The following is a 16238-nucleotide window of genomic DNA, read 5'->3' on the forward strand; positions in this document are numbered from 1 at the left end:
AAACATTCTATAACAATAGGGAGGAATTTAGAATGGTCAAACAAGTTGCGAAAAAGAATGAACGTGTAGAAGAAGTATTTGATTTATTTATTAAGCACGTGAAAAACTTTTTACAAGAAGCGCATTTGAACCATGAGGAATATACAAACTTTGTGAATTGGGCAGATCGCCTGGGGCGCAAAGGGGAATTGCCGCTGTTTGCGGACGTGTTTTTGGAAACCCATGTGCTGCGAGCGATGTACACAGACAAGCCTGGTACTCAGCCTTCCCTTTTGGGCCCGTATTTCATTGAGGGATCGCCTTTAATCGAAGCAAAGGACGGAAAACCGCTTGAATTGACGCAGCGTCCTGATGAGGCTGGGGAAGTGATGTACTTTAGCGGGAATGTGAGCAGTACGGACGGAAAACCGCTCGCAAAAACTCGTGTGGAAATGTGGCAAAATGATGCGTCCGGAAAATATTCTGCATTCGATTCGGATGCACCTAGATATAATTTCAGGGGACATTTCTTCACAGATGAAAATGGGGATTTTACAGTGAAAACAATCGTCCCGCTTCCGTATTCCATTCCGACTGATGGCCCGACAGGAGAGTTTTTGGAATATACCGAGCAGCATCCAATGCGTCCGGCGCATCTTCATCTAATGTTCGAAGCAGAAGGTCATGAAACGCTCATTACGCAAGTGTTCTTTGAAGGTGATAAATGGCTTGAGACGGATGTGGCAGATGGGGTGCGTTTGGACTTAATGACAACGCTGGAAGAGAAGGATGGCTATAAAGTATCCTCATTGGATTTTGTAATGCGTAAAAATTGAAAATCTTATATGACGAGGGGATGGTATAATCCCCTTGTTTTTGTATCATTGAGAAAGCGAGGCGCCCCATATGAAATGCTTTCTAAGCAATCAGCTGAAATTACAGCAATGCGTTATGACAATCGGTGCTTTCGACGGAATTCATAGAGGACATCAAGCTTTAATCAGGAAAGCTAAGACGCAAGCGGAGGCTTATGGCGTGCCCCTCGTTGTGTATACGTTTGATCCGCCGCCTAAAGTGTACTTTCAAAAACAAACGATGCTGACGAGCCTTACCGAAAAGAAGAAGTTTCTTCAAGAACTTGGTGTGGATTATACAGTTTTTGCATCTTTTGATCAGACATACGCTGCTAGAAGTGTACAAGACTTTATTGTCGAACTCGGTGAGATGAATCCTCAAGAAATATGGGTGGGTCCGGGTTTTCACTTTGGTAAAGAAAAAAGTGGTTCTGTTGAAGATTTACAGAAGATTTTTCAGGCATATCAGCATCCAGCTGTCACTTGTTCAGCAGGAGAAGTGATTTCATCGACACGGATTCGGCAGTTATTCCAGCGTCAGCAAGTCGAGCAAGCTTATGTTTTACTAGGCAGAGAGCCGTATTCTTTATCTGCTGTTCAATAAAAAGCCTATGAAAAGGAGGTTTAACAATGGATCCGAGAGAGTTTCGAAATTGTATGGGGCGGTTTGCGACGGGTGTCACGGTTGTAACATGCAGCACGGAGAACGGGAATCATGGGATTACGGCAAATTCATTTACTTCTGTATCGTTAGACCCTCCCCTTGTGTTGGTCTCCATAGATCGCAAAACAAAGGCATTCCATCATATGAAAGACAACTCATTTACGGTAAATATACTTACCTCTTCCCAGGAAGAGGTGGCTCTGCATTTTGCGGGACGTCCGCAAGAAATGGAACCGATCGAGTGGGTAAATGGCGAACATGCCGTACGTCTTTCGGAGTCGCTCGCGTACATTGAATGTACGCCTTGGGCTGAATACGACGGAGGGGACCATATACTTTATGTCGGCTTAGTTAGAAACTTCCAGTATACCGACGCAGATGCGCTAACGTATTACGCAGGCAAGTTTGGAAGCTCTGCTGCGCAAAACGCTACTGTGTGAATAAATTTTTTCCCTACTTTGAATAGTAGATGGCACAGCCCATTTCCCGTAATGCGGAATATGGGTTTTTCATTTATTATACTACCTTAGTTAACCTTTAATATTACGGTGTTGACTCAATGGATTGTTCATCGTATTATTGTGAATATTACCGAAACATAGTTAGGTGGGGAAATGGATGAATGTCAGGGACATGGCGAATGTGGCGTTGTTTGCGGCGGTGATGGGGGTGTTGGGGCTAATGCCGCCGATTCCTGTTGGGGTGATGCCTGTGCCGATTACGCTGCAAACGTTAGGAGTGCTGTTGGCCGGGGGCTTGCTGGGGGCCCGGCTCGGGGCGATGAGTCAAATCGTCTTTTTGCTAATTGTCGCAACGGGGCTGCCACTGTTATCCGGTGGTCGGGGAGGTTTGGGTGTCTTTGTTGGGCCGAGTGCGGGGTATCTCTTGGCCTGGCCTATAACGGCTTTTTGTATCGGATGGATTCAATCGCGCTTTACGAAAATCCAGTTATGGAACGTGCTGCCGTTAAATGTCACGGTCGGTGTTTTTCTAATTTATGCTATCGGGGTGCCCGTTCAGGCGGTTGTCATGGAGCTTGAAATCTTGGATGTCACGAAAGCCAGTTTGCTATTTTTACCCGGAGATGTCCTGAAAGCAACAATTGCTTCCTTACTGATCGTCCAATTGCAGAAGTATCCGGTATTCAACCGACATATGATTCCAAGTTAACAGATCGAGGAGGCTGAGGAATTGATTACAAATACATATGCGTGCCATGCTGCGAAGCATCCTGGAAAGATTGCCATCCATACGGCGGGGGAGCAAATTACGTATCGCGCATGGCATGAACTTGTTTGTCAAACAGCTAATTGGTTTTCTGAAAAGATCGAAGGGCGGGGAAAAGTCGGCCTTTTCGTGCCCAATGGAATTCCCTTTTTACAATTGTTTGCAGGGGCGGCAATGGCGGGACAAATCGCGGTTCCCTTTGACGTCAAATGGAAGGCGAATGAATTGCAGCAACGCCTCGATATAGCAAAACCCTCTCTTTTTATTACAACGAAACGTTTGGCTAGCCGATTCTATGGAATGGATACCGAAGTCTTCATATGGGAAGAAATCGTCGAGGAGATTCAGCAGGCAGCGACTTTGTGGAATGAAGAAGAGGACGAGGAACGGTTGTTTTACATGGGCTTTACGTCGGGCACGACAGGTCGTCCCAAAGCATTTGTCAGGTCACATCGATCGTGGGTACAGAGTTTCTCAAGCAGTCAATACGACTTTCAGTTGAATGGGATGGATGAAGTATTAATTCCGGGAGCGCTTGTCCATTCCCATTTTTTATATGGGGCGATTTGCGGACTTTATTTCGGCAGTACGGTGTACATACTGGAAACGTTTTCGCCGGTGACCGCGCTGCAGCGGATAAACGATTCCCCCATTTCTGTTTTGTATGTCGTGCCGACGATGGTGGAGGCGATGGCTGCCAACGGAACACGCATGGAGAAGCATCTGACGATCATTTCATCCGGTGCAAAATGGAATGAGCATTCCAAGGAGAAGATTCATTCTCAGTTCCCGAATATTACGATGTATGAGTTTTACGGTTCGAGCGAGACAAGCTTCATTACCTATTCCAATAATGAATGGAATCGCAAGAAGCCGGATTCTGTCGGAAAGGCTTGTAAAAGTGTGGAGCTCCAAATTCGAGATGCCGATGGAAGAGTGGTCGAAACCGGGTGCGTCGGCAAAGTTTATGTCAGGAGCCCATTCATCTTTTCAGGATATATTCAGCCGCCCGATGATGAATTGCGGTCCATTGAAGATGAAGCGGGCTGGATCACGGTAGATGATATCGGCTATTTGGATGAAGAAGGATTTCTTTTTCTGAACGGGCGGGAAAATAGCATGATAATTTGCGGAGGGGAAAATGTGTATCCGGAAGAAATCGAAGCGGTTTTGCGCACCCATTCCGGAGTAGAGGAAGCGGCGGTAATCGGTGTGGAGGATTCATATTGGGGCCAAGTACCTGTCGCTTTTATCCGCGGAGATGCTTCGAAGCAACAATTGCAAAAACATTGCCTTGCGCATCTGTCCACATTCAAATGTCCGCGGCGTTGGCAATTCATCGACCAATTCCCTTATACGACGAGCGGAAAAATTGAACGGCATCGATTACGGCAATTGTTGCAGGGGGAGGCGGTGGAACATTAAAAATGCAGTCATCGTGCAAGCGAAACGGACGCCGATCGGGAAAAAGGGCGGCATGTTGAAAGACGTGGAGCCGCATCAGCTGGCTGCTCCGCTGCTTCGACATGTGGCAGCAAATGTAACGAGGCATTTGGATGAAGTGATTTTAGGTAATGTCGTCGGTCCGGGTGGAAATATTGCGCGTTTCGCCGCGCTGGAGGCGGGACTTCCCCTGTCAGTTTCCGGGATGACAATTGACCGGCAATGCAGCGCGGGCCTTGAAGCGATCCGAACGGCGTGTCTTTTCATTCGGGCTGGTGCCGGGACGTGCTATATTGCGGGAGGGGTGGAAAGCGCCAGCACCTCGCCATTTCCGAAACGGGCACAATTTTCTCCGGCGGCTATCGGGGATCCGGATATGGTTGAAGCGGCGGAGAATGTTGCACGGCATTATCGGTTGACGAGGGATGTGCAAGATGCGTATGCAATCCGGAGTTACGAGCTGAGCTGGGATGCGTATACGAAAGGGTTTTATTCGGAAGAGGTGCTTCCGTTCGGTGAATTCCGTTCGGATGAGGTGTTTCAGAAAAAACGGGATATGGCGCGATTAGTAGCAAGGGCGAAACCGCTAGTTGATGGGGACGGCACCGTGACTGCGGCGAACAGCTGCGGCATTCAAGATGGCGCTGCCGCAGTTGTCGTCATGGAAGAACAGTTGGCTACAGAACTCGGCATGCGCGCAATGCTTCGCTTCGCGGATAGTGAAGTGAGCGGGATCCATCCGAATTATCCGGGCATGTCGCCGATTCCGGCTATTCAAGCGTTGTTGGCACGCAATGGATTGACGATGGAAGATATCGATTTGATTGAAATCAACGAAGCGTTTGCATCTAAAATGATTGCATGCGCCACAGAACTAGGGATTCCCTACGTGAAATTGAATGTATCAGGCGGTGCGTTGACGACAGGCCATCCTTACGGTGCATCGGGAGCCATTTTAGTGACGCGCCTTTTTTACGAAGTGCAGAGAAGGCAGGACGTAAATTATGTGCTAGCCGCAATTGGCAGCGCCGGCGGAATTGGGCTTGCGGTTTTATTTGAAGTGATTCGATGAGGACTGTTGCGCAGGGGACAGTCACCTGAACAATTCTCTCACCACCTAACCGAATGATTCACGGTTAGGTGGTTTTTTGTCAGGAAAAATTGCACAGGGGACAGTCACCCGTACAATTCAGTTGCTTTTCCTCTAATTTTTTATTACTATTTAGATATATAATAGTTACCCATCTAACTATTAGAAGATATAACTAAGTAACAACGAATTGATTCGGGCTAGGCTTCATTTTCCCCCTCAGATGCAGGGAAAACCTATTGGGGCGGAATGAATTGTCATAAAGGAGAGGATTTGGATGAGACTACAAGGGAAAGTGGCGCTCATTACAGGAAGTGCGTCAGGGATTGGCAAAGGGATTGCACTGGCGATGGCTAAGGAAGGCGCACATATTGCAGTGGTCGATGTCAATGAAGAAAAAGGGCAGGACACTGTACAAGAGTTGAATGAACTGACCGAGAGCATATTAATCATCAAAGACATTTCCAAGCAAAAGAATATTGCTGGCATCGTTCAAGAAGTGGTGGCGAAGTTCGGCAAGCTTGATATTCTTGTGAACAATGCGCACGTTTCCCGCCAAGCGCTATTTACAGAAACGACGATGGACATGCTCGATCTCTCGTTTGGTACGAGCTTCTATCCGACATTCCACTTCATGCAGGCGGCGTATCCTGAACTGAAAAAGACACAAGGGAAAGTGATCAACTTCGCTTCGGGCGCCGGATTGGACGGCCACCCGACACAAGCCTCCTATGCGGCTGCGAAAGAAGCGATCCGTGCCATTTCCCGGGTAGCGGCAAATGAGTGGGGGCCTGAGGGGATCACGGTCAATCTGATTTCGCCGATCGCTTTGACGCCTGGGGTGGAAGCATGGAGAGAAAGTGCGCCTGACATGTATAATGCGATGATTGACCGAATTCCGATGCGCCGTTTAGGGGATCCGGAAGGGGATATCGGCCGGACTGCCGTATTTTTGGCGAGTGACGATGCGAAATATATTACGGGACAGACGATCATGGTTGACGGTGGGGCTATCAAATTACGGTAAGGAGAGGTTGACAATGGGTAAATTAGATGGAAAAGTTGCGATTATTACAGGTGGGGCTTCAGGTATCGGAGAAGGGATGGTCGACCTTTTCCAAGCGGAAGGTGCGATTGTCATCGCAGCGGATATCAACGAAGACGCTTTGCGACGGGCGAGTGAAAAAGAGAATGTACATGGGATGAAATTAAATGTGGCGTCTGATGAAGAATGGGCTGCATTTGCTAAAGAAGTGAAAGAAAAATTTGGACGTATCGATGTTCTTGTCAACAACGCCGGCATTTCTTCGGAAAAGCCATTTGAAGATATCGATATGGAGGATTGGCAAAAGATGATGGCGATCAATGGTTTTGGCCCATTCGCCGGCATGAAACATGTGGCGCCTATTATGGCGGAGCAGAAGAGCGGGTCGATTGTCAATATCTCTTCATATACAGCACAGATTGGACAAGGATTCAATCATTACTCTGCTTCCAAAGGGGCAGTTCGGGCGATTTCCAAAGCGGCAGCGACGACGTTCGGACGCAGCGGTGTGCGGGTGAATGCACTGTTCCCGGGCATTATTGAAACACCGATGACCAAAAACTTAAGTGCCTCCAAAGAGTTGCTTGACCAACTCGTGCGCGCTACGCCTTTGCAACGTCTCGGGCAGCCAGCGGACATCGCGAATGCAGCGCTGTTCTTGGCGAGCGATGATTCGTCGTACATTACAGGCGCGGAACTTATTATAGACGGTGGGTTCTCCGCCCAATAAGGGAAGGGTCCACCCCATCGGTTCTCCTGACAAAGCCCAAATCGAACCAGTTCACTGGATTTCATTTGGGCCTACTTTTATATTCTATAGTAAACTGTGTAAGGAGAGGGAGCTGTTATATAGAAAGTAGGGGTACCATGAAACAAGAGACTGTTTTCGAAATCATTCACAATATGGATAAGTTCACGAACAACTTAATTGTCCAGTGGAATAAATCATTCAATGAGGAATTAGGCATTTCGCATATCCTTCTTCTTGGCCATTTGAGTGTGCATGGGAAAAGCCGGCCTTCCGATATCGCAAAAGTCCTTGGCTTAACTCCCCCGACAGTTACGCATTTATCGGAAAAGCTCGTGAAAAAGGAACTGGCCGTCCGCCTGACTGATGAAGAGGATCGGCGCAGTGTCTATTTGGACATTACCGATGCCGGGAAAGAGATGCTCGAACGAGCCAATCGGGAAGGCCACGTATTGCGGAAAAAGCTTTTTGAAAAACTGACGTTGGAGGAGCAGCAACAAATGCTCCATATTTATCAAAAGATGAATGATTGAGGAGCACAAAGCCTGCTCTTCCGTCAGGCTTCAATGCTAACACCTCCCCTTGATCGACTGGAATATCGATCAAAGGGAGGTGTTTTGGTATAGCTGTATTACTTTTTCCGGTTGTATCCTCTTTCGCCATAAGGTTGAAGCTGGTCTAGCCATTTGTTTTCCAGTTCCTGCAATGCTTCTTTTTCATTGAAATAAGGTTCGTCTTTCTTTTTGAGTGTTTCAAGTATGTCGATGCTGAACGCACTTGCGCCAAAATGACTCCAGTCTTTCTGAAGTTCTGTAGTTGTCGGTGGGGCAGTGCCGGCTTCCAAACTGAATTTCAGACCGTTTATTGTTTTGAAATTCCTTGTGCTGCCGACGAATAATTTACCGTTTTCATTATTTTTTATTTGAAAAATGCCGCCTTCTATCGGGGTTTCCTTATACATCTGTTTTAAATGCCTTTTTCGCTCCATTTGAGCCACTCCTTACTCTTATTGGTTCAGCCAATATTGACTTCCATCGGGCTTTCTTCCTAAAAAGCCATATTCGATTAAATAGCGCCGAATCTTTATATAATCATCATACATACTTTCCAACACTTGATTGATTTCATGTTCGGTATAGGCAGCGTCACGATCGAATCGTTTGGCCATTTCCCGCAGAACAATATATCTCTGTTTTTCTTTAGGCGGGAATTTGGTTAATCGGCCTTGGGTCCCTTCCGGTAAAAACTTTTGGACGATCTCTTGTCGCTCCTCTTCTGTGACGGCATAGCGGTCATCGACCATTTTGGCTGTTTTATGAGGCGGGACAAAGGCCGGCGCATACTGATCTTTTTCCTTTAACAGCTCCATAATCGCTAAAAAGGTTTTGGCTTGGCGCTCTTTCTCTTTTAAAGAAAAGCGATGATGCCTAATTGTGGAAGTGCTGCCGATCCCCATTTCTGCTTGCACCTCTTTATCGCTTTTCCCCTCATAAAAAAGACGGAGCAGAAGATTCTGATGGTCTGTAAGGCCTGTCAGTTTCTTATCCAGATTCAGGAGATACTCAAAAACGGATTGGTGGGTACGCTCGATATGAATCCGGATATATCGCTCGGCTTCGTAAAAGATTCCATCAACCGGGTATATGATCCCTTTTTCAATTTTCTCCCCGCATAACAGGCAAGTATAGGAATTCGACTCTTCCATATATCCCTGTTTTAGTTCATCCAACGTGGCGTTCCAAAACTGATCTGAAATATCCATCGTATAAACACATCCTATCAATAATGAAATACAGTAAACGAATTAACTTATTGTTTTCTCAACAACAAACATATTAAAGTAAAGTTAGTGTATTGTCAAATGAGGTCTTAAACAAAAACTATCATTGTTTAATTTAAAGCAAACAAAGTATATTGTTGTTTGGCATATCGTAATTGAAAATCAAGTGAATCTTGATTAACCCATTGAGGCTGCGACAAAAAAACGTTACAGTTAAAGAGGTATATAGATCAGCGGGGAAGGGGAGAATAGAATGTCCAAACGGGAGATTGTCACATTTTCAATCGGGAAGCCCAAAACGGTGCCTTATGGAAATGAGAAAGAAATGGTGACGGGGATATGCAAAGGGAAAGTGGAAGAAGCGTTCTTATCAAAAGACGGTTTTCATGGAGACGGCGTGGCGGATTTGCGCTTTCACGGCGGACCGGATCGGGCGGTGTGTGTGTACCCGTTCGAGCATTATGCGCAATGGGAAGCAGAATTCCAAAAACCTTTGGCGGATGCGACATTTGGTGAGAATTTGACAGTGGCAAATATGCTCGAAACGGACGTATTTATCGGCGACATCTTCCGGGTGGGGGATGCGGTCATCCAAGTGACACAAGGCCGAGTGCCCTGCAGCACGATTTCAAAAAGGACCGGATTGCCGCAGCTTATGAAACGGATGATAGAAACGGGTTATACCGGCTATTTATGCAGAGTGTTAGAAGAAGGGGTTGTAAGAAGAGATTCGACCATTACCTTACTCGAACAGCACCCAGCTAACGTTTCCATCCAGTTCGGCAATGAAATTTATTTTCACCAGCCTCAAAATATAGAAGCACTGAAACGGATTGTCGCTGTCGAGGCACTTGCGGAGGAGTGGCGCAAGTCCCTTCAAAAGCGGATCGTTAATTTGGTAGGGGTAAAAGGATAAATCCTAGTCTCAATGAGGTACGCGAAATGCCTAGCATGTGTGTCAACGACTTTCGATTTCGAGTTGGCGGATTGTTGGCAACTCCTATTTTTCCAAAAAAGTGTTCAACGGGAAACTCATTCCCATTGAACACTTTTTTGTTAGGGTTTTATGGTAAAGGTTTGGACCACGTTAATCTGTTGAACCATTTATAACTGGGAGACGGAAATATTCTAAAAGTAGACAAAGGTAGCAACTTACTATACTATTTTGTGTGCCAATGTGATGGAAATGTCTTATAAATGCTATTGTTGATGGATTAGCACTACAAGCAATAGTACAGAAGGATTTTTCAGTAGATAACACATATGAAGAACTTGAACAATTATTTAAAAGCCTTTCCCATTTACTGAAAGGAGGATAAATATTGAAAGAATGTTTTATCCCGATAATTTCGGGTATAGTCATTTGGTTCTTTGCTACATTGTTTTTTGTGTTTTTTGGAGAACATGTACTTTTCAGTCCTGGTACAGAAAACTACTCATCAAGCATTTTGTTATTAGTTATTGGGACGGGGCTTTTAATATGGGGGATTACTTATATTTATCTATTATTTGATAAAACAAAAAATGCACCATTAAAGTTTGGAATAATTGGAACTTTCATTGGTTTATCGTTAGACGCATTCTCTTTATCTAAAAACAATTTAATTTTTCCTAAATTAGATGATCCGCAAATTATTGCGTTTACGGTGTGGATGTCCTTTGCTTATGCGTTATATTTATTTATTCCCGCAATAATTAACCAACAAAGAACTAAAAATCTTAAGATCTAACACGAGAGAGCTATAAAACCAACATGTGTAATTTTAATTAATTGTAACCGCAGATAGAATCGAACAAAAGCAGGCATGTCACATATGCCTGCTTTTTTTAATGCGTTCGTAATTGTGACAGTCACCTGTGCAATTCCGACCCAATTCAGAATTATGTCTGAATTGTCATGGTGACTGTCATCGTAGAAGTAGAGGTTGCAGAAAATAGAACAACCGTGTATAGTGTATATAAAGTATATATACACTATGTCGGAAGAAGAGGGATTGCATGCAGATTATTATTTCCAACAGTTCGAAGGAGCCGATTTATGAACAGATTACGAAGCAGATCAAATCGTCTATTTTAGCAGGGGCGCTGCAGGAGGGGGAGGCGTTGCCTTCCATCCGCCAGCTCGCCAAGGATTTGCAGATCAGTGTCATTACGACGAAGCGGGCCTATGAGGAGTTGGAGAAAGCGGGTTTCATCTATTCCATTGTCGGCAAAGGCTCTTTTGTTGCGGAACAAAATTTGGAAGTCATCCGGGAGAAGAAGTTGAAAGTCATTGAGGAACAGTTGAGCGCGGTCATTACAAATAGCAGGGAAATCGGCCTCTCCCTGGACGAACTGCAGCAGTTATTGAAGATTTTATACGAGGAGTGATGGGAATGGAACATGTGGTGGAATTAAAAAATGTAACGAAGCATTTTAAAGGCTTTTCTGTAAAAAATATCGATCTGCAAGTGAAGCAAGGCTTTGTCACCGGTTTTATCGGAGCGAATGGTGCCGGGAAGTCGACGACGATTAAAATGATGATGAATTTATTAAGGCCGGATGCCGGTGAGGTGAAGTTGTTCGGCTTGGACTACGCAACGCATGAAAAGGCGATCAAGGAGCGCATCGGGTTTGTCTACGATGGCAATGTGTTTTTTGAAGGGCTGAATTTGAAAGATATTAAACGGATTGTGGCGCCGGCTTACAAACAATGGGATGATGTCTTATTTAATCGATATATCGACCAATTCGAATTGCCGTTGAACAAGCCGGTGAAGAAGTTCTCGAAGGGGATGCAAATGAAGGCCTCCCTAGCAATTGCGTTGTCGCATCATGCGGAGCTGATCATCATGGATGAGCCGACCGCGGGGTTGGACCCGATTTTCAGGCGGGAGCTGTTGGAGCTTCTACAGGAATTAATGGTGGATGGCGACCGAACCATATTTTTCTCTACCCATATTACGACAGATTTGAATCGGATTGCAGATTACATCGCCTTCATCCAGGGTGGGGAATTAGTGTTCAATCAATCCATTCACGATGTAGCCGAAAACTTTGCGCTCGTCAAAGGGAGAAATGAACTGTTGGACCGTGATACGGAAAAAGAATTCGTTTCTATTCATCAAGCGCCAACTGGATTTGAGGCGTTGACGGATAATGTGCGAGCGGTGCAACAGGTTTTCGGAGACTCTGTCATAATGGAACGGGCATCTTTGGAAGATATCATGTACTACATGAAAGGAAGGAATAGCTATGTTTAACTTGATTAGGCGCGATGTTATCCTACAGAAAAGACAGCTGCTCGTCTTTATCCCTTTTATCGTTTTTTTTATCATTATGGACTCGCACCCGGCGCTGATTTTTCTCGTCGCGAGCATTTTTATCCCGTTTAATACGTATGCGTACGATGAAAAAGCGGAGACGAATATTTTACTGAATTCCTTGCCATACACACGTAACGAGATCGTCGCATCACGCTATCTTGGGGCCATCGTGTATATGATGTTGTCCATCGGAGTGACAAGTCTGGCGCTATTTGTGCTGAATAAACCGTTTGCGATGGTGGATATCGGGGTGGGCAGCGGCTTATTTTTACTATTCGCTTCGTTCACTTTTCCGTTGTTTTATATATTTAAACCCGGATACATTTCCGCGGCTGTGCTCATCAGTTTTCTCTTGTTGGCAGGCATCGGGCCGCAAACTGTAATATTTTTAGCCAAACATGCAACGTCAGTTACTCAATTCATCGGCAATTTGTCCATACCGGTTTTGTATACGGGAGCAGCCTTTTTGATTATGACACTTTACGCGCTTTCCTGGATAACGACGACAATCATTTACCAGCGAAAGGCGTTCTGAAGTGGTGACAGTCACCTACGCAATTTCGACACAATTTGGAATAGTGTCTGAATTGCATTGGTGACTGTCACCTTTTTTATGTTGCAAATACAACAAATTTAAGGTAAATTTATCGTATTCCTTTTCTTGTATTTACAACAAAAAATAATCTAAGGAGTTCCGTATGAAGGAAATACTTCGTGAAATTGGCATGATTGCAAGGGCTTTAGATTCTATCAGTAATATCGAATTTAAGGAACATCACCTGACAAAAGGACAGTATTTATATCTAGTCCGAATCTGTGAAAATCCAGGAATCATTCAAGAAAAATTAGCTGAGATGATAATGGTCGATCGGACTACAACAGCTCGGGCAATACAGAAACTAGAAATGCAAGGTTTCATTCAAAAAAGAGATGATAGCCAGAACCGAAAGATTAAGAAACTATATCCAACAGAGAAAGGGAAGAGTGTTTACCCGTTCATCAGAAGAGAAAATGATCATTCCAATACAGTCGCATTAGCCGGAATATCTGAAGATGAAATAGAAACTTTATTTGATCTTCTCCAGAAGGTTAGAAAAAATATAGAAACCGATTGGGAATTTGTCAAAAAGGGAAACAAGAGGAATTATTAAGGAGCGACATATTACATGACGATTCATATAAAAAAGTGCACGCTTGAAGATGAAAGGAAACTTCAAGAAATTAGTTATGAAACCTTTAATGAGACATTTAGGGATCAAAATTCACCGGAAAATATGAACGCCTATTTGGAAAGGGCGTTTAGCATAACCCAATTAGAAAAAGAATTATCCAATACTTCTTCCCAATTCTTTTTTGTTTATTTAAATAATGAAATCGCTGGCTATTTAAAGGTTAATACCAATCATGCACAGTCCGAAGATATGGGTGAGGATTCACTTGAAATTGAGATAAATTTATGTGAAAAACAAATTTCAAAAACATGGGCTTGGTAAACATTTGCTTACGAAAGCGATGGAAATTGCAGCGGAACATCATAAAAAGAAAATCTGGCTAGGGGTCTGGGAAAAAAATGAAAACGCCATTGCTTTTTATGAGAAAATGGGATTTATTCAAACCGGCGCCCATTCTTTTTATATGGGTGACGAAGAACAAACCGATTTCATCATGACCAAAACATTGTGAAAGGCGGAATTTCATGTACATCCCTGCGTATTTTAAAGTTACAGATATGGATGAAATTAGAGAATTCATTCGGAGGCATTCTTTTGGAACTGTTGTCACAACCGAACAAGGGAAACCGATTGCGACCCATTTGCCATTGGAGTTGCACAAGCAGGGAGAGGATTATTATATAACTGGGCATATGGCATACGCGAATCCACATTGGAGGAATTTTGAGACGGATCCTGACAATGTTCTTGTCATGTATCAAGGCCCGCACTCTTACATCTCCTCATCTTGGTATAAATCTGAAAACGTGCCCACATGGAATTACCAAGCTGTCCATGTATATGGAACCGCTAGAATAATGGATGAAACGGAATTGGAAGAGGACCTGATTCTGTTATTACAAAAATATGAAAAACAGCGGAAGAACGCAGTGTTATGGGAAACTCTTTCTCCGCAAACAAAACAACAGATCAAAGGGATTGTCGGATTCAAAATTAAAATCCAGGAAGTCCAAGCCGCCTATAAATTAAGCCAAAATCGAAATGAAGAAGACTATGCCAACATCATTGATAAGCTACGTGAAGAAGGAAATTGTAATTCTCAACAGGTGGCAGATGCGATGACTGATAGAAATGGTGACTGTCACCAAAGGGGATTGCCACGATTTATAACAAGAAATGTTACGGATCGTTGATAGATTTCACCCCTGGTCTCCTTTATATTGGGAGATAAGGAGATGAAAAATATGATCGGTATGAATATCCGCGTGTTGCGCAAAAGGAACAGATTGAGTCAGGAACAGTTGGCGGAAAAGGTGGATGTTTCGCGGCAGACCGTAGCGAAGTGGGAAAATGGCGAGGCCTTGCCGGATATTTATAAATGCAAGATTTTGAGCGATGTTTTCCAAGTGACTTTGGATGAATTGTCCCAGAGTATGAGTGAGGAAGAAGCGAATCATCTCGCTCCGAAGGGGAAGCAGTTTTTCGGTGTCGTCAAGGTGGGGGAGCGGGGCCAGATTGTCATTCCGAAACAGGCACGGGATCTGTACCGAATCCAAGCGGGTGATAAACTCGTCATTTTGGGAGAGGACGAGACGAAAGGGATCGCCGTTTTGAAAAGTGAAGGGTTTCTGGAATTAGCCGAATTGATCCAGAAAAGCGAATTGAAGGCGGATGATCCGGAATGAGCAAGATCGTCTTCTTTTCGATACCCGCTCACGGACATACGAACCCGACCATCCCGGTTGTGGCCGAGTTGGTGAAGCGAGGCCATCAAGTTTGGTATTATTCATTTGTGGAATTTCAGGAGCGGATAGAAGCGGCGGGCGCTATTTTTATTGCGTGCGACGATTTCTTGCCTCCGCTGTCCGAGGAAGAGCTGGAACGCAAGGCCGGGAAGGATTTTGCTGCGTTGATCGAAATGGTGGCCGATACGACGATCGCGATGGACGAAAAGGTTTGCCAGGAGTTAAGGGAAATCGAGCCGGATTGCATCGTTTCAGATTCCGTTTGCTTCTGGGGGAAGCTATTTGCCAAGAAACTAGGATTCCCTTATATCTGTTCGACGACCACGTTCGCGTTCAATAAGCATACTGCAAAGCTGATGAAGCGGAGTTTGTGGGAAATAGGAAAAATGATTGTGGGAATGCCCCGCATTAACAAGAAAATCCGATTGCTTCGGGACCATGGCTACAAGGTGGAGAATTTCATATCAATCATTCAAAATGATAACGAAACGGACACCATTGTTTACACTTCGAAGGAATTTCAACCGATGGCGGATACCTTTTCTGACCGATACGCTTTTGTTGGACCTTCGATCAATCTGCCATTGACAGCGAAAGAGAAAAAGAGCAGGAAAGTGATCTATGTCTCTCTTGGTACAGTGTTGAATCAAAATCACGATTTTTACCGCAACTGCATACGGGCATTTACTGGGAAGAAATATGAGGTCGTCATGTCGGTTGGCGGGAAAACAGACATTTCTTCCCTCGGCGGCATCCCGGGGAATTTCACAGTGAAACAGTCTGTCGATCAGCTGGCGATATTGCAGCGGGCGGATGTTTTTATTACACATAGCGGTATGAACAGCGTGAATGAAAGTCTGTTTTTCGGAGTTCCGATGGTTTTATTTCCCCAGCATGGCGAACAGCGGATGGTGGCTGAGCGGGTTGTGTGGCTTGGGGCCGGGGTCATGCTGAAAGGGAAGAAGCCGAAAGATTTGGAAGCGGCCGTGGCGGAGGTGCTTTCGGACGGAGTGTATTTGAAACGTGCCGAGAGGTTGTCGAGAACGCTGCGGGAAGCGGGCGGGGCGACGAAAGCGGCTGACGTGATTTTGAACAAGATACTATAATCGCAGAAGAGTGGAAGCTGTCTGTGCGACGGAGTTCACTCTTTTTGCTTTGGCATCTTCAGAAATTCTTCAGATTTCCC

Annotated in this window: 20 protein-coding genes and 1 pseudogene; 19 read left to right on the plus strand and 2 right to left on the minus strand. The window is 44.8% G+C overall.

Going from position 1 to position 16238, the window contains the following annotated elements:
• Positions 1-32 precede the first annotated feature (32 nt).
• From MKY41_RS03415 to MKY41_RS03455, 9 genes are all read left to right on the plus strand, one after another.
• Positions 33-815, plus strand: coding sequence for a dioxygenase family protein (locus MKY41_RS03415; RefSeq protein WP_340743706.1), 783 nt, complete (start codon positions 33-35; stop codon positions 813-815).
• Positions 816-885: 70 nt separating this feature from the next.
• Positions 886-1437 (plus strand): FAD synthetase family protein, encoded by a 552-nt coding sequence (locus MKY41_RS03420; protein ID WP_340743707.1) that lies wholly within the window; start codon positions 886-888, stop codon positions 1435-1437.
• 26 nt (positions 1438-1463) lie between these two features.
• Positions 1464-1937, plus strand: coding sequence for a flavin reductase family protein (locus MKY41_RS03425; RefSeq protein ID WP_340743708.1), 474 nt, complete (start codon positions 1464-1466; stop codon positions 1935-1937).
• 178 nt (positions 1938-2115) lie between these two features.
• Positions 2116-2667: a biotin transporter BioY gene (locus tag MKY41_RS03430; RefSeq protein WP_340743709.1), complete on the plus strand. Its 552-nt coding sequence runs from the start codon at positions 2116-2118 to the stop codon at positions 2665-2667.
• A gap of 21 nt (positions 2668-2688) precedes the next feature.
• The gene (locus tag MKY41_RS03435; protein ID WP_340743710.1) at positions 2689-4149 is read left to right on the plus strand and encodes an AMP-binding protein; all 1461 of its coding nucleotides are present in this window, start codon (positions 2689-2691) and stop codon (positions 4147-4149) included.
• Positions 4145-5239 carry an acetyl-CoA C-acyltransferase gene (locus tag MKY41_RS03440; RefSeq protein ID WP_340745625.1) on the plus strand — a complete coding sequence of 365 codons (1095 nt, stop codon included), beginning with the start codon at positions 4145-4147 and terminating at the stop codon, positions 5237-5239. Before MKY41_RS03435 ends, MKY41_RS03440 begins: the two co-directional genes overlap by 5 nt.
• Before the next feature lie 295 nt (positions 5240-5534).
• Positions 5535-6284 (plus strand): SDR family NAD(P)-dependent oxidoreductase, encoded by a 750-nt coding sequence (locus MKY41_RS03445; RefSeq protein WP_340743711.1) that lies wholly within the window; start codon positions 5535-5537, stop codon positions 6282-6284.
• 13 nt (positions 6285-6297) lie between these two features.
• Positions 6298-7032 (plus strand): SDR family NAD(P)-dependent oxidoreductase, encoded by a 735-nt coding sequence (locus tag MKY41_RS03450; RefSeq protein ID WP_340743712.1) that lies wholly within the window; start codon positions 6298-6300, stop codon positions 7030-7032.
• A 137-nt stretch (positions 7033-7169) separates the two neighbouring features.
• Positions 7170-7583, plus strand: a complete 414-nt coding sequence (locus MKY41_RS03455) for a MarR family winged helix-turn-helix transcriptional regulator (RefSeq protein WP_340743713.1) — start codon at positions 7170-7172, stop codon at positions 7581-7583.
• A 98-nt stretch (positions 7584-7681) separates the two neighbouring features.
• Here MKY41_RS03455 and MKY41_RS03460 read toward each other — a convergent pair whose 3' ends face one another.
• Together MKY41_RS03460 and MKY41_RS03465 are read right to left on the minus strand one after the other, a co-directional pair.
• Entirely contained in the window at positions 7682-8038 is a 357-nt protein-coding gene (locus MKY41_RS03460) for a GIY-YIG nuclease family protein (RefSeq protein WP_340743714.1), read from the minus strand.
• A gap of 18 nt (positions 8039-8056) precedes the next feature.
• Positions 8057-8812 carry a DUF2087 domain-containing protein gene (locus tag MKY41_RS03465; RefSeq protein WP_340743715.1) on the minus strand — a complete coding sequence of 252 codons (756 nt, stop codon included), beginning with the start codon at positions 8810-8812 and terminating at the stop codon, positions 8057-8059.
• Positions 8813-9083: 271 nt separating this feature from the next.
• Here MKY41_RS03465 and MKY41_RS03470 point away from each other — a divergent pair, with 271 nt between their 5' ends.
• The 10 genes and pseudogenes from MKY41_RS03470 to MKY41_RS03515 all read left to right on the plus strand — a co-directional run bounded on the left by MKY41_RS03470 (position 9084) and on the right by MKY41_RS03515 (position 16158).
• Positions 9084-9746: an MOSC domain-containing protein gene (locus MKY41_RS03470; RefSeq protein ID WP_340743716.1), complete on the plus strand. Its 663-nt coding sequence runs from the start codon at positions 9084-9086 to the stop codon at positions 9744-9746.
• A 406-nt stretch (positions 9747-10152) separates the two neighbouring features.
• Positions 10153-10560, plus strand: coding sequence for a DUF5367 family protein (locus tag MKY41_RS03475; RefSeq protein WP_340743717.1), 408 nt, complete (start codon positions 10153-10155; stop codon positions 10558-10560).
• A 268-nt stretch (positions 10561-10828) separates the two neighbouring features.
• A complete protein-coding gene (locus tag MKY41_RS03480) occupies positions 10829-11200 on the plus strand; it encodes a GntR family transcriptional regulator (RefSeq protein ID WP_340743718.1) in 372 nt (123 codons plus the stop codon).
• 5 nt (positions 11201-11205) lie between these two features.
• A complete protein-coding gene (locus MKY41_RS03485) occupies positions 11206-12072 on the plus strand; it encodes an ABC transporter ATP-binding protein (protein ID WP_340743719.1) in 867 nt (288 codons plus the stop codon).
• Entirely contained in the window at positions 12065-12670 is a 606-nt protein-coding gene (locus MKY41_RS03490) for an ABC-2 transporter permease (RefSeq protein ID WP_340743720.1), read from the plus strand. The genes MKY41_RS03485 and MKY41_RS03490 overlap by 8 nt, the downstream gene beginning before the upstream one ends.
• A gap of 163 nt (positions 12671-12833) precedes the next feature.
• Positions 12834-13286 (plus strand): MarR family winged helix-turn-helix transcriptional regulator, encoded by a 453-nt coding sequence (locus MKY41_RS03495; RefSeq protein WP_340743721.1) that lies wholly within the window; start codon positions 12834-12836, stop codon positions 13284-13286.
• 15 nt (positions 13287-13301) lie between these two features.
• Positions 13302-13818 (plus strand): annotated as a pseudogene (locus tag MKY41_RS03500) (GNAT family N-acetyltransferase).
• A gap of 13 nt (positions 13819-13831) precedes the next feature.
• The gene (locus MKY41_RS03505) at positions 13832-14500 is read left to right on the plus strand and encodes an FMN-binding negative transcriptional regulator (protein ID WP_340743722.1); all 669 of its coding nucleotides are present in this window, start codon (positions 13832-13834) and stop codon (positions 14498-14500) included.
• 42 nt (positions 14501-14542) lie between these two features.
• Positions 14543-14992: a helix-turn-helix domain-containing protein gene (locus MKY41_RS03510; protein WP_340743723.1), complete on the plus strand. Its 450-nt coding sequence runs from the start codon at positions 14543-14545 to the stop codon at positions 14990-14992.
• Positions 14989-16158 carry a macrolide family glycosyltransferase gene (locus MKY41_RS03515; protein WP_340743724.1) on the plus strand — a complete coding sequence of 390 codons (1170 nt, stop codon included), beginning with the start codon at positions 14989-14991 and terminating at the stop codon, positions 16156-16158. Before MKY41_RS03510 ends, MKY41_RS03515 begins: the two co-directional genes overlap by 4 nt.
• The last annotated feature ends 80 nt before the right edge of the window (positions 16159-16238 follow it).

The sequence above is a fragment of the Sporosarcina sp. FSL W7-1349 genome, from assembly GCF_038003045.1.
In the GTDB taxonomy this organism is placed as follows: domain Bacteria; phylum Bacillota; class Bacilli; order Bacillales_A; family Planococcaceae; genus Sporosarcina.